Origin of the sequence: Fervidicoccus sp., assembly GCF_049967375.1 — an archaeon.
Taxonomy (GTDB): Archaea; Thermoproteota; Thermoprotei_A; order Sulfolobales; family Fervidicoccaceae; genus Fervidicoccus; species Fervidicoccus fontis.
The window spans coordinates 25,538-49,831 of the sequence record NZ_JBMFSV010000001.1 but is presented as its reverse complement, the minus strand read 5'-3'; the positions used below and the strand labels follow the sequence as shown (position 1 = coordinate 49,831).

22 protein-coding genes and 1 tRNA gene are annotated in these 24,294 nt (G+C 37.3%); 12 read left to right on the top strand and 11 right to left on the bottom strand.

Annotation, left to right across the window (positions count from 1 at the left end; all coding sequences use genetic code 11):
- Positions 1–181 precede the first annotated feature (181 nt).
- The 3 genes from ACP5SL_RS00255 to ACP5SL_RS00245 all read right to left on the bottom strand — a co-directional run bounded on the left by ACP5SL_RS00255 (position 182) and on the right by ACP5SL_RS00245 (position 1,551).
- Positions 182–499 carry a hypothetical protein gene (locus ACP5SL_RS00255; protein ID WP_428227997.1) on the bottom strand — a complete coding sequence of 106 codons (318 nt, stop codon included), beginning with the start codon at positions 497–499 and terminating at the stop codon, positions 182–184.
- Positions 500–511: 12 nt separating this feature from the next.
- Complete coding sequence (locus ACP5SL_RS00250; protein WP_014557348.1) at positions 512–1,057, bottom strand: hypothetical protein; 546 nt, start codon at positions 1,055–1,057, stop codon at positions 512–514.
- Positions 1,058–1,215: 158 nt separating this feature from the next.
- Positions 1,216–1,551, bottom strand: coding sequence for a DUF2258 domain-containing protein (locus ACP5SL_RS00245; RefSeq protein WP_193803479.1), 336 nt, complete (start codon positions 1,549–1,551; stop codon positions 1,216–1,218).
- A 151-nt stretch (positions 1,552–1,702) separates the two neighbouring features.
- Between ACP5SL_RS00245 and ACP5SL_RS00240 the strand changes: the two genes are divergently transcribed.
- The 3 genes from ACP5SL_RS00240 to ACP5SL_RS00230 all read left to right on the top strand — a co-directional run bounded on the left by ACP5SL_RS00240 (position 1,703) and on the right by ACP5SL_RS00230 (position 3,636).
- On the top strand, positions 1,703–2,632 hold the full coding sequence (locus tag ACP5SL_RS00240; RefSeq protein ID WP_014557346.1) for a metallophosphoesterase family protein: 930 nt from the start codon (positions 1,703–1,705) through the stop codon (positions 2,630–2,632).
- A gap of 82 nt (positions 2,633–2,714) precedes the next feature.
- Positions 2,715–2,801: transfer RNA gene (locus ACP5SL_RS00235), tRNA-Thr, on the top strand.
- 28 nt (positions 2,802–2,829) lie between these two features.
- Positions 2,830–3,636, top strand: a complete 807-nt coding sequence (locus ACP5SL_RS00230; RefSeq protein WP_193803478.1) for a class I SAM-dependent methyltransferase — start codon at positions 2,830–2,832, stop codon at positions 3,634–3,636.
- Here ACP5SL_RS00230 and ACP5SL_RS00225 read toward each other — a convergent pair.
- Complete coding sequence (locus tag ACP5SL_RS00225; protein ID WP_148683466.1) at positions 3,630–4,085, bottom strand: DUF371 domain-containing protein; 456 nt, start codon at positions 4,083–4,085, stop codon at positions 3,630–3,632. The two genes, ACP5SL_RS00230 and ACP5SL_RS00225, sit on opposite strands and share 7 nt — an antisense overlap.
- Before the next feature lie 83 nt (positions 4,086–4,168).
- On the opposite strand from ACP5SL_RS00225, the gene ACP5SL_RS00220 reads away from it, so the two are divergent.
- A complete protein-coding gene (locus ACP5SL_RS00220) occupies positions 4,169–4,840 on the top strand; it encodes a protein-L-isoaspartate(D-aspartate) O-methyltransferase (protein ID WP_211206241.1) in 672 nt (223 codons plus the stop codon).
- A 74-nt stretch (positions 4,841–4,914) separates the two neighbouring features.
- Positions 4,915–5,094 carry a hypothetical protein gene (locus tag ACP5SL_RS00215; protein WP_228009340.1) on the top strand — a complete coding sequence of 60 codons (180 nt, stop codon included), beginning with the start codon at positions 4,915–4,917 and terminating at the stop codon, positions 5,092–5,094.
- Positions 5,095–5,101: 7 nt separating this feature from the next.
- On the opposite strand, the gene speB is transcribed toward ACP5SL_RS00215, so the two are convergent.
- Positions 5,102–5,995, bottom strand: a complete 894-nt coding sequence (gene speB, locus ACP5SL_RS00210; protein WP_014557341.1) for an agmatinase — start codon at positions 5,993–5,995, stop codon at positions 5,102–5,104.
- 281 nt (positions 5,996–6,276) lie between these two features.
- Between speB and ACP5SL_RS00205 the strand changes: the two genes are divergently transcribed.
- Positions 6,277–7,185: an AEC family transporter gene (locus tag ACP5SL_RS00205; protein ID WP_428227996.1), complete on the top strand. Its 909-nt coding sequence runs from the start codon at positions 6,277–6,279 to the stop codon at positions 7,183–7,185.
- A gap of 189 nt (positions 7,186–7,374) precedes the next feature.
- Positions 7,375–9,309, top strand: coding sequence for a S9 family peptidase (locus ACP5SL_RS00200; RefSeq protein WP_148683465.1), 1,935 nt, complete (start codon positions 7,375–7,377; stop codon positions 9,307–9,309).
- Positions 9,310–9,313: 4 nt separating this feature from the next.
- Here the strand turns inward: ACP5SL_RS00200 and ACP5SL_RS00195 are convergent, their stop codons facing one another.
- The 5 genes from ACP5SL_RS00195 to moaA all read right to left on the bottom strand — a co-directional run bounded on the left by ACP5SL_RS00195 (position 9,314) and on the right by moaA (position 14,098).
- On the bottom strand, positions 9,314–10,468 hold the full coding sequence (locus ACP5SL_RS00195) for a tungsten cofactor oxidoreductase radical SAM maturase (RefSeq protein ID WP_193803476.1): 1,155 nt from the start codon (positions 10,466–10,468) through the stop codon (positions 9,314–9,316).
- A gap of 2 nt (positions 10,469–10,470) precedes the next feature.
- On the bottom strand, positions 10,471–10,722 hold the full coding sequence (locus tag ACP5SL_RS00190) for a MoaD/ThiS family protein (RefSeq protein ID WP_014557337.1): 252 nt from the start codon (positions 10,720–10,722) through the stop codon (positions 10,471–10,473).
- A 91-nt stretch (positions 10,723–10,813) separates the two neighbouring features.
- Positions 10,814–12,631 (bottom strand): aldehyde ferredoxin oxidoreductase family protein, encoded by a 1,818-nt coding sequence (locus ACP5SL_RS00185; protein ID WP_428227995.1) that lies wholly within the window; start codon positions 12,629–12,631, stop codon positions 10,814–10,816.
- A gap of 92 nt (positions 12,632–12,723) precedes the next feature.
- Entirely contained in the window at positions 12,724–13,161 is a 438-nt protein-coding gene (gene moaC, locus ACP5SL_RS00180; RefSeq protein WP_014557335.1) for a cyclic pyranopterin monophosphate synthase MoaC, read from the bottom strand.
- Entirely contained in the window at positions 13,142–14,098 is a 957-nt protein-coding gene (gene moaA, locus ACP5SL_RS00175; protein WP_272985639.1) for a GTP 3',8-cyclase MoaA, read from the bottom strand. The genes moaC and moaA overlap by 20 nt, the downstream gene beginning before the upstream one ends.
- 147 nt (positions 14,099–14,245) lie before the next feature.
- Between moaA and ACP5SL_RS00170 the strand changes: the two genes are divergently transcribed.
- The gene (locus ACP5SL_RS00170) at positions 14,246–15,466 is read left to right on the top strand and encodes a molybdopterin molybdotransferase MoeA (RefSeq protein WP_428227994.1); all 1,221 of its coding nucleotides are present in this window, start codon (positions 14,246–14,248) and stop codon (positions 15,464–15,466) included.
- Positions 15,467–15,492: 26 nt separating this feature from the next.
- The gene (locus tag ACP5SL_RS00165) at positions 15,493–17,454 is read left to right on the top strand and encodes a molybdopterin biosynthesis protein (protein WP_428227993.1); all 1,962 of its coding nucleotides are present in this window, start codon (positions 15,493–15,495) and stop codon (positions 17,452–17,454) included.
- Here ACP5SL_RS00165 and ACP5SL_RS00160 read toward each other — a convergent pair.
- Positions 17,441–17,935 carry a MogA/MoaB family molybdenum cofactor biosynthesis protein gene (locus tag ACP5SL_RS00160; RefSeq protein ID WP_014557331.1) on the bottom strand — a complete coding sequence of 165 codons (495 nt, stop codon included), beginning with the start codon at positions 17,933–17,935 and terminating at the stop codon, positions 17,441–17,443. The two genes, ACP5SL_RS00165 and ACP5SL_RS00160, sit on opposite strands and share 14 nt — an antisense overlap.
- 265 nt (positions 17,936–18,200) lie before the next feature.
- Here ACP5SL_RS00160 and ACP5SL_RS00155 point away from each other — a divergent pair, with 265 nt between their 5' ends.
- The 3 genes from ACP5SL_RS00155 (at position 18,201) to ACP5SL_RS00145 (ending at position 24,291) form a co-directional block, all read left to right on the top strand.
- Positions 18,201–21,389: a DEAD/DEAH box helicase gene (locus ACP5SL_RS00155; protein WP_428227992.1), complete on the top strand. Its 3,189-nt coding sequence runs from the start codon at positions 18,201–18,203 to the stop codon at positions 21,387–21,389.
- A gap of 70 nt (positions 21,390–21,459) precedes the next feature.
- Positions 21,460–23,004 (top strand): gamma-glutamyltransferase family protein, encoded by a 1,545-nt coding sequence (locus tag ACP5SL_RS00150; protein ID WP_428227991.1) that lies wholly within the window; start codon positions 21,460–21,462, stop codon positions 23,002–23,004.
- Positions 23,005–23,016: 12 nt separating this feature from the next.
- Positions 23,017–24,291: a hydroxymethylglutaryl-CoA reductase, degradative gene (locus ACP5SL_RS00145; RefSeq protein WP_148683464.1), complete on the top strand. Its 1,275-nt coding sequence runs from the start codon at positions 23,017–23,019 to the stop codon at positions 24,289–24,291.
- Positions 24,292–24,294: the final 3 nt, after the last annotated feature.

The following is a 24,294-nucleotide window of genomic DNA, read 5'->3' as shown; positions in this document are numbered from 1 at the left end:
AGGAATAAGTTTTTTAGAGCAATTCATAGGTTTTCCGCATCTATTCATGAACACTTTTTTTGAAGAAGATTGGAAAGTGAATGGATCCTTCTTGATCGCACAGAGAACTCTATTGCTTTGTGCTCGGGGCTAATCGTCATCACATTGCAAAGCTGATCATTAAGCTTTAATGACACTATAGCTAAATCCTGCTTTTTTTGATCGCGCTTATTCTGCTCATGACAAACTCATCAATAATTTCCAATATGTCCTTCTGGTGAACTCTCAGTAAGTGAAGCTTTATTCCCTTTTTAGAAAATGGTCCCTTTGAGCAAATCCCGCAGTAAAAATCTCCATTTGCTTCTTTAATAATATTCTTTATGATATAATCGGTTAGCTCGCTTCCAAATGCCTTAAGACCCATCGGAAGGATCTGAGAAACTGAATTCAAATCGCCTTTGTTGAATAGATAGAGGTCTATTACGCTATATGTAAATTCTTCTTGCCATGGCTTTCTCATTTTTATCATGTCTCATAGGGTTATCACTGCCGGCGGGAAGGAATTGTTTATTGCTTTATTTATCATGTGTGCTATAAAGCTCTTTATCACCGATTTCTCTTTCTCATACTTCCTTATTAATGCATTCTTGACTTCATGATATTTTTCAATTACTTCATCATTATTCGAAAAATTTTTTACCATTTCAAATATTATTGCTTCTATCTCTTCTTTTTTATCATTTTCATCAAGCATAAACATGATTAATTTTTCTAGCTTTTCCTCCCCAACCGATTGAATTATATCTTCTACTGTAAATTCTAAAAGATCATTGTATATATAAAAATTTAACTCTTTTGAATAAGGCAGTCTCCCCGCCCTTCTTAAGACCTCGTTAAATAGTATCTGAGCATATCCATCTGGCTCAATGCCTAAGTTGAGCTCGAAAGATTCATTTGAAAGAGATTTCTCAAATATGGCTGAGAGCTCGATATTGCTAAGTTCTGAAAGCTTGTAAAGGATATAACTCTCTTTGAATATAGAGTCATTAATTTCATTTGAATCACTACTTAAGCTCATAGCAAGCTCCTCCGATCCAATTATTATATAATATTATAAGTGCCTTTTTAATGAGAAAACCGCGTATTACGATATTTTTTCGTATTTGATTGCTCGATAACCTATTCTTATTCTCGCAAAATTATAGCTAACAACATGGCAAAAATTTTAAATAGAGGTTATAATTTCAATAACTGCTTAAGCTCCTTAGTTACATTTCCGCTGAGTATATCATCTTTATTATAAATGGAGATATTTATATCTTTGAGGTTTAGGTTGCTGTCTGATATATCAAGAACGAGTTCTATATTTATAACAGCATCTTTTGGAATATTGTATTTATTTATCAGTATCTCATAAAGGCTTTTGTTGAGGTCAGTAAGCATCTGATTAGCGATTTTTGGCTCTATTTTCTTCTCCTGGTAAAGTTTCCTTAAAGCTGCATTAGTGGCCCTCCTAAGCTTTAAAGCATATCCGCTCATTCTCACCGGTCCTGTTTTTAATGAGACTTCCACCAAACTTCACCTATTTATTTTTATATATATTATATGCACAACTATAATTTATTTTTTTCATCTAGAAAATTGCTGTTCTTTGCTCTTTTAGTATATGCGGAGAAAATGCTTTATATTTCAAATGTTTTTAAAATAATGTCAGTGAGTTTCTGTGGAGATCGCAGAAGCAGTAGCTTCAATTATAAACTCTTACATAAATGATCCTTATAAGGTTGAAGAGAAGCTGAACTCATTTAGGATTTATCTTGAAGAAAGAAGCAGGAATAACGATAAATTTTATGTAAGAGAGGTAACTCATAGCGGTAGAGTCTTCTTTATAGGAGATCTCCACGGCGATTTTGAGACTTTAAAAAATATACTGTCAAAAATTGATTATAACAGCTTAGAAAAAGGAGATTTAAAGATTATTTTTTTGGGAGACTATGTGGATAGAGGACTATATCAAACCGAAACTCTCCTTTCAGTTCTTGAATTAGAATCTATGTACCCTGAAGAGATTTTCGTTCTAAGAGGGAATCACGAGCTTTTAAAGCATGCGCCTCCATATCCTCATGATTTCCCTACAGAACTTTATAGCAGGTACGGTTTCACTAGAGGGATAAGAATTTATAATACATTTGTCAGCTTGGTAGATTATTTAGATGCCGCAATTATATTAAATAAAAACATAATAGCACTTCATGGAGGGCTTCCAGTAACGACTTTTCAAAAGGTAAGTAATATCTATGAGTACCTCCTTGGAAGGAACGAAAGCGAGAAAATAAATGTAATTACAGAAATCCTTTGGAACGATCCTATTGAGGAAAACATAGACAAACTTCCTTCATATAGAGGAATAGGATACCTTTGGGGAAAGCAAGTGACCAATTGGGTTGCTGATAACTTTGGCATAAAAATGGTTATAAGGGGGCATGAATATACAGAGCTTGGCTATAAGATAAATCATGATGGACGTGTACTTACTCTCTTTACTACGAAGGGTTATCCGTACAAGAATAAGACAGGCGCATATGCAGTAATTGATCTCTCAACACAAACATACGAAGAGAACCTGATGGATAGCATACATTTTATTGAATAGATTTTAAATTTGTTTATATACGGTCAAAGTATAAAATTTTTAAATCCTCTTGTAAAAATCTTAATAGATAAAAACATTATATGCCGCCGTAGCTCAGCAGGCAGACGCAACGGCCTAAAGCGCCAGCCTTGTAAGCTGGTGGTCGCGGGTTCGAGTCCCGCCGGCGGCTTTTTTCACTATTTAAAAAATGATGAAAAATGTCTGAAAACCAACTTTCTAACAATAAAAACCTAGATAGCAGTTCAAGCTTCTTAGTGATAGGAGACATTGCATTAGTAAATTTAAAAAATGAAAATGAGATTGATCGTGGAAAGGAGCTCGCTGAGAAGATATTGAGAGTGAACAAATATATAAAAAGTGTTTATGGTAAAATTGGAACTGAAGGAGAATTTAGGGTTCCAAAGATAATACATTTGCTCGGGGAAAAAAAGACGGAGACAATAGCAAAGGAATACGGGCTCCTCTTCTATGTAGATATTTCAAAGGTATATTACAATCCGAGACTTGCAGAAGAGCATCACTATATATCACAAATTTCAGAAGATGGGGAGGTTGTGCTTGACCTTTTTTCAGGAATTGGAGGCTTCTCCATACATTTGGCTGCAGCAAAAAGAGCTATTGTCTTCGCAAACGACATAAATCCATATGCAATAAAGTTCTTAAATGCTTCAGTTTTGCTCAATAAAAAGAAGATAATTGGAGAGGTAATAGCTTCAAACCTCGAGGCTAATAAACTGCTTTTAATGATGAGCAAGAAAGCTAAGTTTGACAGAATAATAATGAATAATCCGACAATGATCGAAGGCTTTCTTCAAAACGTTAATGCCGTTGTAAAAACAGGGACAACGCTTCATATATATGCCCTTATAGTAAAGGACAAACTTGAAGAAAAAGTTAAGGGGATTGCGTCTTTGATCAAATCTTCAAGGATAGATTATATAAAGGAGGCAATCGAATACTCTCCGTCAAAATCTATCTACAGAATAGATATATCAGTTCAATGAAGTGATAATGAGTATACAATCAATCCTAAAGTGACCTTTTTACCTTCTCTTAATTTTTTTACGACTTCTCTGCTTAGCTCATTCGAAGACTTATCTGCATTTATGCATAGCGTCGAGCCATCGATATAGCCACTTTTTCTTACAATTATTTTCGAATCGCTGTTGAGTATGAGGTTTTCATTGCCCATACACGTTACGGCATCACTCTTTCCATCTACATATAGAATTAATCTCACTATTGTATTAGAATTCCTCAGGTTATTTTTCATATCTTCAGAAAGATCTTTTAATGATTTCGATGACTTTATACCTATTATGCAATTTCCCCTTTTTGTAAGATAATTATCCTTTGTAATTTCAAAAGTTGTCCTGTGGGTAGCTAAGACATTGTAATGTCCATAAGCGACGATCCAATCACTGGCTGCTACGATGAGTTTTATTTCTCTCAATGGCAATGCACCAATTTTAAGCTACTTTCTGTCTGTAAAAAATATTTACTCTTAACAAATTAATAATGATAAGAGGCAAGCGGATGAAGGAAAAAGAATGGGTAATAAAAAATTTGGAAAGCGAAGGATTTAGAATTCCAGAAAAAGTTAGAAGGGCTTTTCTAAAGGTTGACAGAAAGCTCTTTGTTCCTCAGCAATATGAAGATATGGCCAATGCAGATACTCCATTGCCTATAGGATATGGACAGACTATAAGCGCTATGCACATGGTCTTAATAATGACAACTCTACTTGATCCTGAAGTTGGAGATAAAGTCCTCGAAGTTGGAACGGGTAGCGGGTATCAAGCAGCCATTCTCGCAGAAATAGTAGCACCAAGTAACACAGAAATTAAAAAATCGGGTCATGTATATACTGTAGAAAGAATTAAAGAACTTGCTGAGTTCGCTAAAGAAAATTTAAAAAAGGCAGGCTATTGTGATAGAGTCACCGTTTTTGTAGGAGACGGCTCTCAAGGGTTGAAAGAATTTTCGCCCTATGATAGAATTATTGTAACCGCAGCCTCTCCAAAAGTTCCTGAAAGCCTAAAGGATCAGTTAAAAGTAGGAGGAACTTTGGTAATACCAATAGGTAGCATAGAATTTCAGTCGCTTTATGTAATTAGAAAAAATTCTGAAAAAACCTTCAATATTAAAAAAAGTATTTCGTGTGTTTTTGTTCCTCTTATAGGAAAAGAGGGGTTCGATGAAAAATAATTTTTCCAATTCTAGATTTTTAAAAAAAGTAATTAACCAATGATGGACAAGAATATAATAGCCGGGTGATTTCATTGGAAGAAGAAGGTAAGAATGAAGGTCTAGAAAGTATAACTTACATATGTGCAAGATGCGGGAGAGAGCTTAAACCTCACGATTTCGAGCTACTTCACAGCATAAAGTGCATTTACTGCGGTAGCAAAATTATTTATAAAGTCAGGAAGCCTTCAGTGAAAAAAATCAAGGCAATTTAATCTTCTATTATCTTTTGTTATAGATTTTATTAAGCTTTATAGCAGATTCTATCACAATTTTTGCTGCTAGAGCGCTTGTTGCCTCTCCTGCATCTCTAATTGGATTCACTTCTACTATATCTAATCCTATTAGCTTCTCATTAACAAGAGGATCCAGTAGTCCAAAAAACATGTGCGGGTCTATCCCCAAAGGTTCAGGAGTGCTCACCCCAGGTGCGTAACCAGGATCTACCGCATCTATATCTATGGAAACGTAAATTTTTCCAAATTTTTCCAACTTTCTTTCAATGTTCCTCGCAAACTCGCTTATTCCATACAGCCAGATCCTTCTGCTTGTTATATATTCAATCTGATTCTTCTTTACAAAATCCAGTTCTTCTTGAGAAACAGCTCTCGTTCCGATAAAAAGTAAATTTTTTGGTTCGAAATTATCAACTATTCTTCTCATTACTGTCGCGTGTGTTATGTTTGAATTCAAATACTCGTCCCTCAAATCAAAATGGGCATCGAACACAACCAACAAAGTGTCTTCATCAAGCAGTTTTGAAGAAGCGAGTGTCACGGTATGCTCTCCGCCAAGCATAAAAGGAATTCTTTTTTCTTCCTTAATGTCTAATAGCGACTCTGAAATAAGATCTATATTTTCCCTCACTTTTCCGGGAAAAAGCACCAAATCTCCTTCATCATAAATTCCATTTTCAGAAAAGTCTCCTTCATAGAGAAGCGAATACCATTCAAGGCTTTCAGCAATTCTCCTTATGGCCTCAGGTGCAAGATATGTACCCGGTGCATGTGAATTTGTCAAATCTAATGGTGCGCCTATTAAGCTGATTTTTGTTTCTTCTTTATTTTTATAGAGTCCGCCAAAGGGAAATTTTTTTAAGGCTCTAAGTTTCCACATTTTCAATACCTCTACTTAATACCATGATATCATTTTATTTAAAAATTATTAAAAACATTTTTTAACTTTACAAAAAATATTTTTTTACTAAAAATATTACCTATGAATCTACCTAAAGGGAAACCTCTTAGTTTAAGGAGAATAGAGTGTCAGAGGCGATGTTAAGGGAAAATGATAATTCAGTCTAGTTCACAAAAAAACGTGAGCCTCCATTTTGAGGTTGGTGGTTGTTTGTTTAAATCCGGCTACTTGAAGTGAAAAATAAGAAGAGATGGTGAAGAATGGCGTTCGATTTAGTACCTGTGCTAGAGTCTATAGCATTGCTTTTTGCAATTATGTTTGCAGGCTTTTTCTACAAGCGTCTTTTCATAAACTATAACTGGTATCCAGCAACGGCAAAAATACTTTTCAATATTGTTTACTGGGTGCTCACCCCTTTAACATTCATAAACAATTTTTCAGAAAGCGGAATTATGAGTGTGCTCATTTTTCCCTTTGTAGCAATAACTACATTCGTTCTAATTGCAGGGGTAATTATTTGTAAAATGTCGTTCAAAGATAAAGAAACGAAATATGTAGTTCTAATAAATAGCGTCAACCAAAACAACTTATTTATAGGATATCCTGTCCTATATTCAGCTTTTAGAAATGCAACTATGTCTTTATATTTTGGGCTAATATCGTTTATATATGCAATACTTATTCCAGATATTATAGGAAGCGGTAAAGTGTTATCAAAACGGATTATCTTGAATCCTGTGATCTTGGGATTTTTTATGGGAAACGTTATACACTACGCTACTCCATATATCGCTTCAAATATTCCGATTCTGCTTTTCTGGGCTCCAAAAGCCCTTGTCTATTTATCAATATTTGTAATGGGAATGCAACTAACTTTCGGTACAGACGTATTTAGAGGGAGCTTCAGAAAAGCGTTTTATGTTATGGCATTCATGAGGTTTGTCCTAAATCCAATAGTCTACCTTCCATATATTTATATATTCCATATTTCACAGCTCTATATGTATGAAACAATATTGCTTGGGATAATGCCACCCGCAACGCTAAATACGATAATGGCTTTAAAATATAACTGGCACCCAAACTTCACAGCTTCGTCAACGCTCATATTGACAATAATCAGCTTAATATTGGCAACAATTTTGATTATGCTTTTTGGAATAATCTAATTTTTTATCTAGTCGGTTTTCCTTAAATTATGATAACCTAATTAGATAATTATGTTAGAGATTTTCAAAATTTCCTCTCAATGTTAGCTTACAAATGGAACCTTAAATTACTAATTAATAATGCAAGTGCTATTAACATACATAATTTTTAAATAAATAGACTTGTTAAAAATTTAAAAGGTGGAATTTATGGGACTTAAGATAGAAGATCTTGAAAAGATAACATTCGTATCAGATCCGAAGATTTCTCCTGACGGAAAGAAGGTCGCTTTTGTCACAACAAAGCCCTCCATTTCTGACAATAAATACTACTCGAAACTTTGGATATATGACATTGAAAAAGATGAATACTATCACGTAACAAACGGACCGTCGGATTTTTCCCCATTCTGGGCAGGAGATTCGAACAAGATCCTTTTCCTATCTAGAAGATCGATAAAAGAAAACGAAGAGGGACTAGAGCTTTGGGTTCTCGATTTAAAGAACAAAACGGAGCCTAGATTGGTGTTCAAATATGAAAAAGGCTTCCAGATATTCGGGCATCACCCTTCAAAAGATAAGGTCTTAATAAGCCTACCGACGCTTAAAAAGAAAGAAGAGATAAAAATAATAGATGAAGTTCCTTTTTGGTTCAATGGTCAAGGATATATATATGGAGAAAGGAATGCGCTTTACTTTTTAGATCTGAACAATGGGAATCTAGAAAAGCTTACTGAGGGAAATGAAGAAATAGGTTTTGCTCAAATTAGCCCTGATGGAAAGAAAATTGCTTACATTTCTGCGGAAGACCATATGAGGCCTTACAAAACGGATATAAAGCTAATTAATTTGCAAACAGGAGAAGTAACAAAGCTCACTCAGGGACAGTTTTCGATTGAAGATCTAGCCTGGGATCCAAATTCTTCTAAAATAGCTTTTAGAGCTAGCGATTTCACCCATGGTCTAAATTCCCATATAAAGCTTTGGATAATGGATCTATCAAGCGGACAAATAAAGAAGATTACTTTAAGCGACTGGGACATTGCAAATAATATGAATTCTGATGTTAGAGGTCCCTCCTCTCAGGGAAAGCTCCAATGGAGCGAGAAATGGCTCTATTTCCCGTTCAATAGAGGAAGAATAGTTTCCCTTTATAGAACTGATGGTATAGGAAGGATTGAGCCAGCCGTAGAAGGTGAATTTACGGTTGAGGACTTTACATCGTTTAAAGATAGAGTGGCTTTAACAATAATGAGCTCTACGAGACCTGCAGAGCTGTACATTTATGAAAACAAAGAGTTGAGAAAAGTTACGAGCTTTAATGATGAAGTTATAGAAAAAGCTAAGATTCAGGCTCCCGAGTACTTCAGGTTTACTGCTTCTGATGGGAACATCATAGATGGATGGGTTCTCAAGCCAACAACATTCAAAGAAGGTGAAAAGTACCCGGCTATATTATACATTCACGGCGGACCTGCAACTGCATATGGCGAGAGCTTCATGCATGAGTTCCACGTACTATCTGATGCGGGGTTTGCGGTAATCTACTTCAATCCCAGAGGAAGCGCAGGATATACCGAGGACTTCAAGGATATGAGAGGAAAATATGGTACAAGAGACTATCAGGATTTAATGGAAGGACTAGATTACGCGATTAAGAACTTTTCCTTCATTGATGAAAATAGGCTTGGAGTTGCTGGAGGAAGCTATGGCGGGTTCATGACAAATTGGATAATTGGTCATACTAATAGGTTCAAAGCGGCAGTAACTCAGAGGTCAATAAGCAACTGGATAAGCTTCTATGGAACTTCTGATATAGGCTATTACTTCGCTGAAGATCAAATAGGAGGAGACTTAGGGAAGGATCTATGGACAGGTAACTTAATAGAAGTATATTGGGACAGAAGTCCATTGAAATATGTCAACAATGTCAAGACACCAACACTTATCCTTCATTCAGATGAGGACTACCGGTGCTGGATAGATCAAGCATACCAACTATTCACAGCATTAAAGCTTAAAGGTGTGGAAACCAAGCTCGTAATATTTCCAGGTGAAAACCACGAGCTCTCAAGAAAGGGCAAACCTAAAAACAGAGTTGAAAGGCTCAATCAAATAGTTTCATGGTTTAAAAAATACCTCTAATTTTTTAAAAGTACTTTCCGTACATATATTGAGGAATAGGGCAGAAAATCAGTCTTCTTGACCAAAGACAATCAGCACAGCTGGGCTCATTACCCCAGCAGTCTATATCGCTTGTTTTTACGAAATCGCAAGCATTTCTCAGTGGGCAATCAGTACACGAAGGATACATATAGTTTTTCATGACAAATCTGAACTTCGAGTATTTAGGATCGAGCCATATATCCTTAAGGCTCCTATTCTTCACATTTCCGAAAGAATAAGCATTAACCTTTTTCTTCCTTCCAAATATGTATTCATAGTAAGTATGAAGGAACCTGTAGCAAGGCGAGACCTCGCCATCCCATCTAATTACAACTGCATTGTTCTCATCAAATTCACATCTCCTCTCAGTTTTTAACTCAAAGTAGGGGATCTTTATATAAATTCCATAAGATGATATTTTTTCCAGTTCATCAACTATTTTACTCATGTCTACTTTCCCGTCATAGACGATATCGTTCACCTGTTCTTCAGTCATTGGCAAGAGATTCGATATAAGCATCGAATCAACTCCTAATTCATTTAGATATTTTGCCATTTCTGGCAACTGCTTATAGTTTTCTTTCGTTGCGACAACTTCCACGCTGATAGAAGGCTTTGGAAGTGCACGTCTTTTTTTCTCCTCAATTATTTTCTTGATATTTGCACCTGTTATTTCTGAAGTCACATGCCCCAATCTAACCTGATTTGACTGAACAGGAAGGGCATCCATTGAAAAATAAATGAGATCAACTTGCTCATTGATAAGAAAGTCTATTAAAGATTTATTCAAAAGCGTTCCATTAGTTGAAAGCCCTAAAGCATAGCCTCTATCTTTTATTTCTTTAACTGCATCGGTAAATTTCGGATATACGGTAGGCTCTCCTATTCCACCAAGAAAGATCATTTTTATGCTTGGAAATTCCTGTGCATCGTTCAATATTTTTAAGAAGAGATTATAGTCCATATCACCTTCTTTATCTTCCCAATACTGCTTAAAGCACATTTTGCACTTCAAATTGCACCTCGTAGTTAGCTCAATATATAGGTACTTCATGTTAAGCGAAGGTCTTAAAAAAACAGTCGAATCCCATAATTCTAATGTATAATCGGTCTCTAATTTTCTCTCGCCTTTACTCATAATTACCCTCCGCCTACTTTAGGAAATATGCTCACTACATCGGTGTCATTAACTTTTGTATCGAGGTCATTTAAATGTACAATGTTTATTCCATTAACCAATATAAGGTAGCCTTTTTCAAGAAATCCTTTGAAGCCTGGATACATCGAATCAAGTTTTTCTATAATTTCTCTGACAGTGTTTGCATTTTCTACTTCAAGCTCTTTCTTATTAGTTAATTCATAGAGCATTGCGAAAAGTCTTACCTTAACCATTTCAATTCATCTTAATAAAAATCTTATATTATTGTGTATTTAGCAAATTTTTTAAAGAAAAATTTAAAAAAAATATTTATATATATTCATATTAAGCAAACTGCTCCAATCCCAATTCCTTAAGCTTTTCTCTTGGAATCCTCCCGTCTTCGGTCCATCCTCTCATCTTGTAGTATCTCGGAAGCATTTCTTTTAACCTGACGACTCTTCCTTTGTTTGGACCTTCAGGCATAGGTTCTTCTAAGAACCTCTTTGGCAATGTATCCTCTTTTAGCGGATCGAGACCTGCTTTGAGGTTGAATAGTCTTTCTGCGTTCCAAATCCTCTCTCCGATCTTCAAATAATCTTCCGTTTTCAGGTTCCATCCAAGTGCAGCATTGAGTAGATCGGTATAATCATCCGCACCGAGCCCGAATGTCGTAAAGAGGCAGAGACCTGCAGAGTCAATAATTGCAGTGAGGTGCTGGAATAGAAGCAACATGTTTATTTTTGCATCGCTAATATCGTGGGGATCCATCTTGTACGGATATCCCAGAATTTCAGGGCTAATCATGTAGTTCTTTACATGGCATCCTCCTCTATTATTCGTTGCATACCCCAAGCCATGTCCCTCTGCCCCTCTGGGATCATATGCTGGAAGCTCCAATTTCTTTACTCCCATAAAATACTGCTCGGCATTATATTTCTTTGCTAACCTATATCCTCCTTCTGCGAGCTCTTTTCCAAAACCTTCTTTCTTCACAATTTTTTCAATATAATAGTGAAGTACTTCGGTGTTGCCCCATCTAAGCGGAGGACCTTTCTGTAAATCTTCCTCCTTAATATATCCTTTTTCATATAGCTCCATAGCTGTAGCAATGGTCCCTCCAAGAGATATAGTATCAAGGCCGTATTCATCCGCTAAATGATTGGTTTCAACTATTGTGGCAAGATCATTTATTCCCAACGTGCTGCCAAAAGCATAGATCGTCTCATATTCTGGACCTTCTGTTTGACCAACTGTTGGGAGCTTTGTAACTCTTCCGCATCCTATTGGGCATGCAAAGCACGGATTATTCCTTACAAGATATTTCTCTGCAAGCGCCTCTCCGCTCTGCTCATATGCATATTGGAAAACTCCTGTCTGGAAGTTCCTTGTTGGGTATAGACCATTCTCGTTTATTATATTGACGAGAACTGCGGTCCCGTACTTTGGAAGACCTCCTCCGCCTACAGGGTCATTTCTAATTTTGTTGACCTTTTCCCTCACGACATTCATAAACTTGTTCTTATCTGCTACGGGGATTTCCTTGCTACCCTTAACAGCAATGGCCTTGAGCTTTTTGCTACCCATAACTGCCCCTGGCCCTCCTCTTCCAGCTGCCCTGTGCACGTCATTCATAATGCTCGCAAATCTCACCAGATTTTCACCAGCTGGGCCAATTCCTGCAACCCTCAAGTGTTCCTCATTCAGCTCCTTCTTTATTATTGCCTCTGTTTCGCTCATTTTTTTGCCCCACAGATGAGATGCGTCCCTCAACTCTACATGTTCGTCATTTATGTATAGATAAACGGGCTTGTCTGAGGCTCCTTCAACGACAATCGCATCATATCCAGCCTTTTTAAGCTCAGCTCCAAAGTACCCTCCTGAATTAGAGAACGTTATGTATCCTGTTAAAGGACTCTTGGTTATAACGTTGTACCTACCTCCAGTAGGAGCCGGTGTCCCTGTTAACGGTCCTGCAGCAATAATAAGCTTGTTTTCTGGACCGAGCGGATCAACCTTCGGATCCATTTCTTTTAGAAGTAGATAAATTCCAAGTCCTCTACTGCCGAGCCATTTCCTAGCTACTTCCTCTTCATAAGTATCAACTTTTATCTCTTTCTCAGTAAGATTTACCCTTAAAATCTTACCCCAATTCCCATACATTATTTCCTTACCTTTAGAATTATTTTAAGAAATATATAATGTGATTCCAATATATAAATTTTTTAAGTTTTGATCTAACTATAAAATTTTTTTTACTTTTTAATCTTTTTAACTACTTTAATTTCCCTTATCTCTGTTGTTGGATACTGACCATTTTCATCCTTTTCATATTTTTTAACCATGTCCCATATGTTTAAGAGTGCACTCGCAACACCTACAAGTGCTTCCATTTCAACTCCAGTTTTGCTGACACTTCTTACTGTAACATAGACTCTAATTCCATCTTCCTCAAATTCATACTTTGTATCGACATTAGTTATAGGTATGTTGTGAGTAAGAGGGAGGAGCTCGGGAGTCTTCTTCACTCCTATAATTGAAGAAATTGTCGAAACCGAGAATACATCTCCCTTTTCAACTCTTCCGCTTTTCATGAGTTCAAGTGTCTCTTTCTTTAATTTTATAAATCCAGTTGCCATCGCTTCTCTGTAAACGCTTTCCTTCTCGCTAATGTCAACCATTTTGGTGCACATTTTTTTCACCTCCAAATTTGAAATACGGCTCCCTTAATAAAACGGCTTTCCTCAATCCTTCAGCAACGCCGTCTTCATCTCTATTTTTTATTTCTTTAAGTATGTCAACATACTTGTCCTCAACGAAAATACAGGTTTTAATTCTTCCTTCAGGTGTTAGCCTCAGTCTCGAGCATTTGCTACAAAGATAAGGATTCCCATATCCTATAATTACTGTAACCTCTACTCCATTGGGCAAAACATATACAGGCCTGTTTTGAAATTCTCTTATATATTTTTTTACGGAAACTTTTTCAAGATATTCAAATTCACTTTTAACTTGAAAATGCTCCCTTTCGTATACATTTTTCGGAGTGCCTAAGGGAATAAGTTCTATTAAGTTCAAATTAACGCCTTTGCTTGATGCAAAATCAACTATTGACTTAAGCTCATTTTTGTTGGAGTTCATCAGTATGAAGTTGAGCTTGATGTCTATACCGTAGCTTAAAGCTTCATTAATCCCTTCAATGACCTTCTCCAGATATTTCCCATTTGTTCCAGTAAGGTACGAAAATGTTCCCGGGTTTAGAGAGTGAAGACTCACATTCGCCCTCTCCAGACCAGCTTCAGAGAGATCTTTTGATTTTTCCTTGAGAAAATATCCGTTTGTCGACATAGTTACATGAAGGCCGTTTTCATTTAAAGCACGAACAATTTCATGCGCGTCCTTCCTCACTAGAGGCTCTCCACCTGTAAGTTTATAATTAACTATTCCGAACTTCTTTGCAACTAGAGATAGAAAGCCATAGTCATCTGGAGAAAGAAGCTCATCCCTAGGTATTGCAGTCAACCCTTCATGGTGGCAGAAGATACAGGAGAAGTTGCATCGAGATGTAATTGAAGCTCTAAAGCTATCAACTTTCCTTCCGAATCTATCGACCAATTTATCGTTTTGCAAAACTATTGCCCCTTGAAATTTAATGATATTAAATTAAAACATATATTAAAAAAATCTTTCGTTAATATTTGAATCTCGCGGTTAAAAATTTATACAAAAACGTTTTAATAATGCATTATTCAGAATAAAAATGGTGCTCGCGTCAATATGAACTCCGCTTATGAATATAATTTTTTACCAATAGAAGATGCAATTAAGATTCTTTTGGAAAGCGTAAAAATCCGCAAAGGAGGCTTCAAAACACACATAAATGAATCTATAGGGATGATCTTAAATGAATCTATTGTTTCCCCAGTAGATGTGCCAGAAGTGAATAGAAGCGCAGTAGATGGCTTTGCTGTTTGTAGCGACGAAGTATCGCTTGCATCATTCAACAATCCCGTAATTCTAGCTTTGAAAAAGAATGGAGAGGGCTTTGACTGCAGCTCAACAGTTCAAGTTAATACCGGAATGCCCATTCCTTCTCCATACGATTCAGTAGTTATGAAGGAGGATGCCAGAATTTATGAGCACTCAGTCCATATATTGAAAAGCGTTCCAAAATACGGAAATGTCTCTAAAAAAGGAGAGGATCTAAAAAAGGGAGATATAATTGCAGAAAAAGGTCAGATCCTTAAGCCTTGGCACATATCGCTTTTTGCTTCAGTGGGAATTAAAGAGGTTGAAGTTTTAGAAAAGATTAAAATAGGCATAATAGCTACAGGCTCTGAAGTTGTAGATATAAATAATACGCACAAAAAGGGAGAATTCTATGTATTTGATTCTACATCAAGGCTGATTTACGCTTCATTAATAGAGCATAATTTTTTGCAATTGACTCACTATGGAGTAGTTGAAGATGAGAAGGAGAAAATCGTAGAGGTTCTCAAAAAAGCTTTAGAAGAAAACGACATCGTAATAACTACAGGTGGCACTGGTCCAGGGGAGAGAGATCTCACATTTGATGCAATCTTAAACCTAAACGGGCAGATTCTCTCTAGAGGAATAGCGATGAGACCTGGAAGGCCTACTACCATAGCTTTAATAGAAGGAAAACCAATATTCTTATTTTCTGGCTATCCTGTTGCTTCGTTTGTAGCTTTGAGATTCATCTTTCTCCCGTTCTTATCAAAGTATTTCGGGACAAAGGGTTTAGAAAATATTGAAATACCTGCAAAGCTTACAAAGAGGGTTACGGGAGGAATTGGTTATGATACATTTATCCGTGTAAATGTATTTAGGTGCGGCGATGAGCTTTGCGCGGAGCCCGTTATGCTCAGAGGATCTGGAATATTGAGCTCTCTCCTTAAAACGAATGCATTCATGATAATACCGAGAAATGTTGAAGGTTTTGAAGAGGGAGAGACGGTTTGGGTCCATCTAATATAAATTTTATTCTATAAGGTGAAATGAAGATGGAGAAAAGAAAGCTGTTTCATAGGTTAGTATCAGTTGAAGAAGGATTGGAAGTTCTAGAAGAAGAGCAGTTGCTAAATCCCCTGGGAATTGAAGAAGTGAATTTGCAGAAAGCCCTTTATAGAGTCCTTGCAGATGACATATATGCTCCTATCGACTATCCTCCTTTTGATAGGTCTGAAGTAGATGGATATGCTGTAAATATAAAATCTGTTGAAAACGCGGATGAGCTTAATCCTGCAGTCCTCAAAATAGCTGGAAAGGTAAGGATAGGGGAGTTCCCAAAAATAGAAGTAGATGAGAAAAACGCGGTAGAAATAGATACAGGAGCAATGATACCGAGGGGAACTTCAGGAATAGTAATGGAGGAATACACAAAAAGAAAAGAGAATGAATATGTGGAAGTTTACAGATCTGTTTACACCGGAGAGAACATATCATTTGCAGGTAGCGATATCGCAAAAGGAGAGCTTCTATTTAGTAGGGGAAGGGTTTTGGACCATATAGACATAGGAATTCTATCTTCAATGGGAATAAACAAGGTAAAAGTATATATTGAGCCGAAAATTGCTATTCTCTCCACCGGCAATGAGTTAGTTCCACCCGGATCTGATCTTAGCATCGGAAAGATCTACGATGTAAATGGCTATATGATATACAGCTTGTTAAAAGCTCATGGAATAGAATCTGATATGTTTGGAATCGTTCAAGACAAAGAAGACATACTTGAAGAAAGAATAAGAGAATTGCTCAAAAGCTATGATATCATTATAACAAGTGGAGGAACATCTGCTGGAATCGATGATGTTGTTTATAGAGTTTTCGATAGGGTAGGAGAAGTACTTATACACGGTTTTAAGCTCAAGCCGGGAAAGCCAACGGTTTTAGCGAGATCTGGAAGAAAACTACTAATAGGATTGCCGGGCTTTCCATTCTCTTCTCTTGCAAACTCTCTGCTCATTTTACTACCTGCATTATTCAAAATCAGAGGTACTGAATATAGGGCAAAAACAAAAAAAGCTTCTATTGCGGTCAGCTTTAGAAAGGATATCGGAAGGAGATGGCTGGTCCCTGTATTACTTAACAGTATTGATAAAAAAATATATGCAATACCTTTTTCTACATCTTCTGGAAGCATAATGATGGTTGCGAGGGCTGATGGGATCGCTCTTTTGAGTGAGAATAAAGATGTAATTGAGGAGGGAAGCGAGGTAGATGTCGTTGTTTTTAACAGCTTTGAAGACAAGGAAGGAATAATAATGGGAAGCCACGATCTAATGCTTCCAGATATTTTGAAAGAAAGCAGACTCGAAGCGAAACTCTCATACATACCTGTTGGGTCATATTTAGGGCTTGAGTTAGTTAAGAGGGGATTTATTGATATAGCTCCAATCCACCTCTTTGATGAGAATACAGGTACTTACAATGCTCCGTTTCTGAATAAAGATCCAGTTCTAAAAAGCAGTGCGCTGCTTGTTAGAGGATACTCAAGAAAGCTCGTGCTGGCATTTAGAGAGGGAACAAATTTAAGAGGATTAGAAGATGTATTGGAAAGTGGACTTAGATTTGCAAATAGAAACAAGGGCTCCGGTACAAGAATGTATGTTGACTATCTCCTCAAAAGAATCTCTGCTGAAAAAGGGGTAGATTTTAAAAAGATAACTAGGGAGCTCAAAGGTTACGAATATAATTTGCCGTCTCATAATTCAGTTGCTGCTGCTATCTCACAGGGAAGAGCAGATGCAGGTGTTTGCATAGAGCATGCAGCTAGAATTTATGGACTGAGATATATACCGTTGACAGAGGAGCACTATGACTTCGCAGTAAACAGAAAGAGCCTTGAAAAAAATGCTGTTAAGACATTTATTGATTCCTTAGAGTTTAATAAGATCAAAAAAATTGCAGAGAGGTATTTCGGATATATAGCTGATAGCAATGCAGGAAAAGTTATTTGTTGCTAACATTAGGCTTTTTGTGTTCTCCTTCAAACCTTTCTGCCTCTTCTAACAAGTGCGGTACGATGCCTGCTATTAGCTCGAATCCTGTCTTGACAGCATCTAAAGAGCCTGGAATTACCACAGATACTCTTCCGTCATAAAGCAGAAACATCTCGCTTCTTGAAATTAGCCCTGCCGCACCAACTTTTTCAAAGGATTTCATCCTAAACGCTTCCCCGAACCCCGGAATCTTTCTCCAAGCTACTTCCTCCAAAGTGTCTAGTGTAATATCTCTTGGACTCGGGCCCGTCCCTCCTATGAATATAAATGCTTTTGAATTCGACTTTCTTAACACTCTCAGTATTTCCTTAGGATCATTAGGAACTGTAAATATATAATCGACTTTAAATCCTTTAGATTCTAAAAGCCCTTTCATAAGCTTTCCGCTTTCATCTTCGGCTTCTCCTTTAAATACTCTATCGCTTACAACAACTATGCTGAACAATTTATCACCAGTTTAAAATTCTTAATGTTTTTAAATAAAATCTACTTTTTTATGTTTATGTATAATTAGCTTATTCGGTGCTCAATAAACTGCACCTCTGCCCTTAAAGAATTGTGTGCTTTATCAGGGAAAAACAGAATGCCTGAAATATATGGTAAATTATTTTTATTCTTAGATTCAAAATACATTAATGATTTTACAGAAAACAGTTATCTAGATTTGCCTTTAGAGAGTGTGAAATAACGTTATAGTGAGTGAACTCTAGATGAGGATTACAGATTCTTCAGATGTATTAAAAGAAAAGGGCTATACGGTCATAACAAAGGTCGAACCAAAAATCTCTCCCGAATATGAAAAGATCACTTTTGCAGAAATGTTTCCTGAGCTCAAAAATACGGAAGAGGAGTTCATAAAAAGAATATCTGATAAGCCTATATTTTCCCATCAGTTGAAAGCTATGAAAGCCCTCGAAGAAGGAAAAAACATCATTATAAAGTCTGGAACGGGGTCTGGAAAGACTGAAGCATGGGCCCTCTATGCTTTAAAAAAGGCCAGCACTCATGAAAATTTCAGGACAATTGCTATATATCCAACGCTAGCTCTTTCAAATGACCAAGTGAGCAGGATTGAGGCATATTCTAAGGCTTTTTCAGTTCCTGTAATGCAGCTGGATTCTCCGTCAAAAGAAGCTTATAGGAAGGAACACGGAACTTTAAGCCTTAGAAAAAAGATAATCTCAAGCAAAATCTTGATAACCAATCCTGCATTCCTCTTGACAGACCTGAAAAAATTTTTCACAAAACAGAATACATCAATATTTCAGGACTTTTACTTCAATCCAGGCTTAATTGTTATTGATGAACTTGATTTTTACGATCCTAGAAGTATTAGTTTAATTTTAGGCATCCTTGAGCTCATAAGCAAAGTATCTCAAAGAAAGCCTCAGGTAGCTATCTTAACTGCTACTCTTTCCAATCCAACTGAGTTGGGAGTTTATTTAAAAACGATCACAGATAGAGATTTTGAAATAATAGAAGGAAAACCTTTTCATGTTGAAAACAGATTATGCGTCGTCCTTGGAAAAGATCTTGAAAAAATATGGAATCAATTAAAAGAGTATGAAGGCTCACTTTCTAGCAGAAAAGATGTCGACAAGTCAATATTGGACTCCCTAAAAGATCTCAATTCGTTTAAGAAAAATCCCTACAAAACCCTTGAGTATCTTGAGGCTTTAGGCTATAATGTTCCTTCCATAGAATTTGATATTACAGATATCTTATCTTTATACCTGCAAGATGATGGACTTACAATTGTATTTACTTCGGGAATAAACAGAGCTGAAGAGATTGCTAGGAAGCTGAAAATAAAAGTTGGAGAGGACAAGGTTGCAACTCATCATCATTTAGTTTCGAAATCAGAAAGAAAGAAGATCGAGGATTGGGCGAAAGAGGGTAAAATAAAGATAATAGTCTCGCCGAGAACGCTTTCACAGGGCATTGATATAGGTTCAGTAGTTAGGATTGTGCATATAGGTCTTCCAGACAGTTTAAGAGAATTTTTGCAGAGGGAAGGAAGGAAGGGAAGAAGGGAGGAAATACCGTTTACTGAGTCAATAATTATTCCTCACAACCACTGGGATAGAGAGCTTTTTGCGAAGGGCTACGAGGCTTTTGAAAATTGGGTTTCGCTTCCTGTAGAAAAAACAATAATAAACCCAAAGAATCTGTACATGAAGCTCTTCACTGGAATAGTGAAGCTTGTCTCCCCCTGGTTGAGGCAGGACTTAACTGAGCCAGAAATAGAGGCGCTGAAAAGAGCTAAGATCTTGACCGATGGGCAGGTCAATAAAAGCAGGCTAAAGTTCATTTGGGATAGGCTGAACTTCTATGAGCTTGGCCCCCCGTATGGCATAAAGAGGTACTTGGAGAGTGACAGTGAAAAGATACCTTTAGAGCCTATAGGATTCTGCGATTTGGTAGAAATATTTCAGCTTGGATGCTTCGATCACGCAAATGATGCGATAGTCGTTTACCACCAAATGTCTGAAAAATATAGATCCGTGACTTCAGTAATCGAAAAGAAGATCAAAGATGTGAACTTTTGGCAGGACGAGGGACTTGCGAGAGCGATTGAGGAGTACTTAGATACAAAAGCTAGGTGGGGGGAAGATGCCAACTTTTACAACGATATAAGAAGTGGAAGGCTCTTTTCGAGAGTGGAACCTGTTGTATATCCTCCCAGAAATGGATTTGGAATGCTCACTAAAATTCCTGATACTATAATGTGGCTCGTATCATCGAAAAAGCCTTCAATATTCAAAGTAGGAAATTCAACTATAGTTGACAGGAAGAAGAGGGCGATAGTAGTTCCGGTTGAAGTTCATGGTATGTACAGAGATTTTACTTATGGCTATATCTATGAAGTGGATGAAAGACTCGACTTAAGGATGCTTAGGATCGCTCTTGCATTTATTTCCGTAGCTCTGAGGAGGATCGAGAGTATACATCTTGGCCTTATTGAATATGGAATCAGCAATGTCAGTGAGAAGAAGTTCATTGAAGTTCACGAATCTGCATCGGCTGGTTTTTTGGACTCATTTGATTGGCTTGAGTTCGCGGAAAAAGTCAGAAGATATGAGCCCGATACTCTTGATCTTATAATGATGGATCAGGTCGATGAAATAGCATATGCTGATTTCCTCGCTTTTGGGATGGGATGGGAAGATGTAAAAAGCTATGCCCAGAAGGTCTTAGAGTACCTAGACCAAGGGAGGCACATAGAGCTTTCTGTAAAAAATTTCGCTGCAAGGATAACAAAGCCCAGCAAATCTCTAAAGCTTTTATCGATAGACGCGCTACTTGAACCTATAGAAGATCAGAGTAGCGAAACACCCCTCTTCTACGTTTTGGGCTTAACATACTTTGATGGAGAGAATCTAGAAGGGGAGACAAGGGTTGACATGATTTCATTCGGGCTTCCACCAGGAGCAATGCTTAAAAAAATTGAAAGTGAAATCGATGATCTCGCAGAATACGAAGAATACAACATACTAATCAGTTCGAAAGAGGTCGCGAAGTCCATATCTACAATGGGGCTTAGAAAGCTCCCCAAAATGATTGAATCAAAGGGAATTGAAGTAATGAAGTTGCTGGAAAACGTAATGCAGCCGCCATCACTTGAGCCCTACATAATGCTCGGCAAAAGGCTCTATGGAAAATTAATTGGAAAGGAAGCAGACTTAGCCGACATCGAGGAGATCAATATGATAATAAAAAGGATGAAGTCACAAGGCTATAAGCAACTTCTTGACTCCGAAAAGAAAAAAATTGAAAGCTATATTAAAATTAGAGCGGTTGCAATTTATCTTGCATATCTTCACTATTTATCTCTCGAGCGTGAAAAGAAAACTATCAAAGAAGAGGGAAAAAATAACACGAGTTATCTAGAAAGCTAGTCGATTTATGTTAGAAAATTCCATTAAGTTTTTATCAAATTAAAAATAAATTATAAAAGAGGTAAAATTTATGTTTAAGCATCCGTTCTATTCAAAAGGTGGAGTAGTTACAAGTGAGTCTGCTATTGCTACAACTATAGGAGTGAAGGTATTGGATTTGGGGGGAAACGCGATTGATGCATCTGTTGCGACTTCTTTGACTTTGAGCGTTGTACTTCCTCACCTCGGGGGAATCGGTGGAGATTTTTTTGCTTTGATCGCGGATCCTTCTGAAAAAGTCCACTACATAAGTGGTTCAGGCTGGGCCCCAAAGAGGCTTAGTATTGAATATATGAAAAGCAGAGGATTTAATAAGATGCCTAACGAGGGACCTCATAGTATTGTAGTTCCGGGCTTGGTAGATGGCTTGAGAGTTATGTGGGAAAAGTTCGGAACAATGGAATGGAAGAAGTTGGTTAGTATAGTTGTCGATTCACTTAAGGACGGATTTCCGATTAGCAATTCATTCGCTTCTGCTCTGAATTCAAGCAAGGAAAAACTTCTCGAGGATCCTGGATCTAGAAAAACCTACTTCTCGAACAAAGAAAGCTATACAGCAGGAGATATATTCAAATATGACGGCCTAATTAATGCGCTTATTCTTATCTCGCAGGATCCGAGAGAGTTTTATGAAGGTCCGATAGCTGAAAAGGCTGTAGAATACCTAAACAGTCTTGGTGGAGCGTTTGAGCTTTCAGATTTTAAGGAGTTTAAAGCCCACATCGGAAAACCTATAAGCATAGAGCTGGGAGACAACACCATATATGAAATGCCTCCCAATACCCAAGGAATAACAACCCTTCAGCTTCTAAAGCTCTTGGAGTATCTTGGAATGAGCTATAATTCAACCTCAAGAGAGAGAGTTTTATCTCATTTGAGGCTTTATGAGCCTATATATGCAGTTAGAGATGCATACATAGGAGATCCTGAATATATGAAAACAACTGTTGAGGAGCTTTTAAGTCAGGAGTTTCTAAATAATGCAATAAAATCAATGAAATACAGAAACACGCTATCTACTCAAGGTAGCGATACTACATTTTTCTCTATTATAGACGAAAGCGGTTATGTAGTTAGCGGGATACAGTCATTATTTACAGGCTGGGGAAGCTATGTAACTGAGCCGACATTTGAAATTACTTTTAATAAGAGGGCTTCTTCTTTTAACTTGATTGATGGGCATCCGAACGCGCTTGGACCGAGAAAGAGACCCTTTCACACTCTTTCCGCAATGATAATAAAGGGTAAAGAAAGGGTTATGTCTTTAGGGCTTTCTGGAGCCCATTACAGGCCTCAGCTACACGCTCAACTTTATGAGAACATTTTTAGATTTAAGATGAATCCTCAAGAAGCTCTCGAGCATCCAAGGTTTGTGTGGGACCCTGAAAATAATTTAGTGGAATATGAGGAGGGAATAGATATGCCTAGCGCGAATGAATTGAATGGGAAAAAGATTATTAAAAGGGGATATCCGAGTAGGATCGGAGTTGCAGCAATTGCAGAAATTTTGGAAAATGGAGTAAAAGCGGCCTACAGCGATATAAGGGGAGACGGTTCTTCAGGAGGTCAAGTTTGAAAGGTGGAAAAGATGGGAGAAAAAAGCTCTAGAATCCAGGATTTCCATAAAATGAGCTTTGAAGAAAAGCTAAAAATAGTCAAGGAATTTTCAAATTTGAGCGATGAAGAAGTAAACCTCCTTAAAAGCATGGGTAGTCTAGATAGAAAAATAGCCGAAACTATGGTAGAGAATGTGGTAGGAGTGATGCCTCTGCCTTTCAGCGTTGCACCAAACTTTAGAATCAACGGAAGGGATTACCTAATACCAATGGTAATAGAGGAGGCCAGCGTTGTAGCTGCAGCATCAAACGCTGCTAGGTTTATGAGAGATGGCAACGGAATAATCAGCATTGCTACAGATTCGATCATGATAGGGCAAATTTATATATATGGAGTAAAAAACATCAGCTTCGCCTCGCAAATCATTTATGAGAATAAAGATGAAATCTTGAAGCTAGCAAATGAGACAGATAAATATCTGGTTAACATAGGAGGGGGAGCAAAGGACGTTGAGGTAAGGGCAATTGATACGAGAAATTATGGAAAAGTTCTATGTGTTCATCTACTAGTAGATGTAAAAGATGCAATGGGAGCTAATACGGTTAACACAATGGCAGAAAAAGTCGCGCCATTCATTGAAAAATTAACTGAAGGAAGAGCAATTTTAAGGATCTTGAGCAACCTGGCTGATAGGAGGATCGTAAGGACAAGGGCTATCGTTAAAAAAGAAATGCTTGGAGAGGAGGCCGTTGAACTTATCGCAATGGCTTCTGAAATTGCTGCATCCGATCCATATAGAGCTGCAACTCATAACAAGGGAATTATGAATGGAGTAATAGCCGTCGCCCTCGCTACAGGTCAGGATCATAGGGCTATAGAGGCTGGGGCTCATTCCTATGCTGCTAGAACTGGAAGATATACAACCCTATCATTTTGGGAAAAAGACAGAGAGGGGAATCTTGTAGGTACGTTGGAAATGCCCTTAGCAGTTGGTATAGTAGGAGGTTCTATTAAAGTTCACCCAATAACAAAGATCGCATTGAAGATCTTAAACATAAGTACTGCTAAACAGCTAGCAGAAATAATGGGGGCAGTTGGTTTGGCTCAAAATTTTGCGGCGCTCAGAGCACTTACTACAGAAGGAATACAAAAAGGTCATATGAGGCTTCATGCTAAGAATATTGCTGTGATGGCAGGAGCAAGCTACGAAGAGGCTGAAAAAATAGCTGAAATAATGGTAAACGAGAAAAACATCTCATTCTATAGGGCGAAAGAAATATTAGAAGACATACGGAAAAAAAGTTAATTT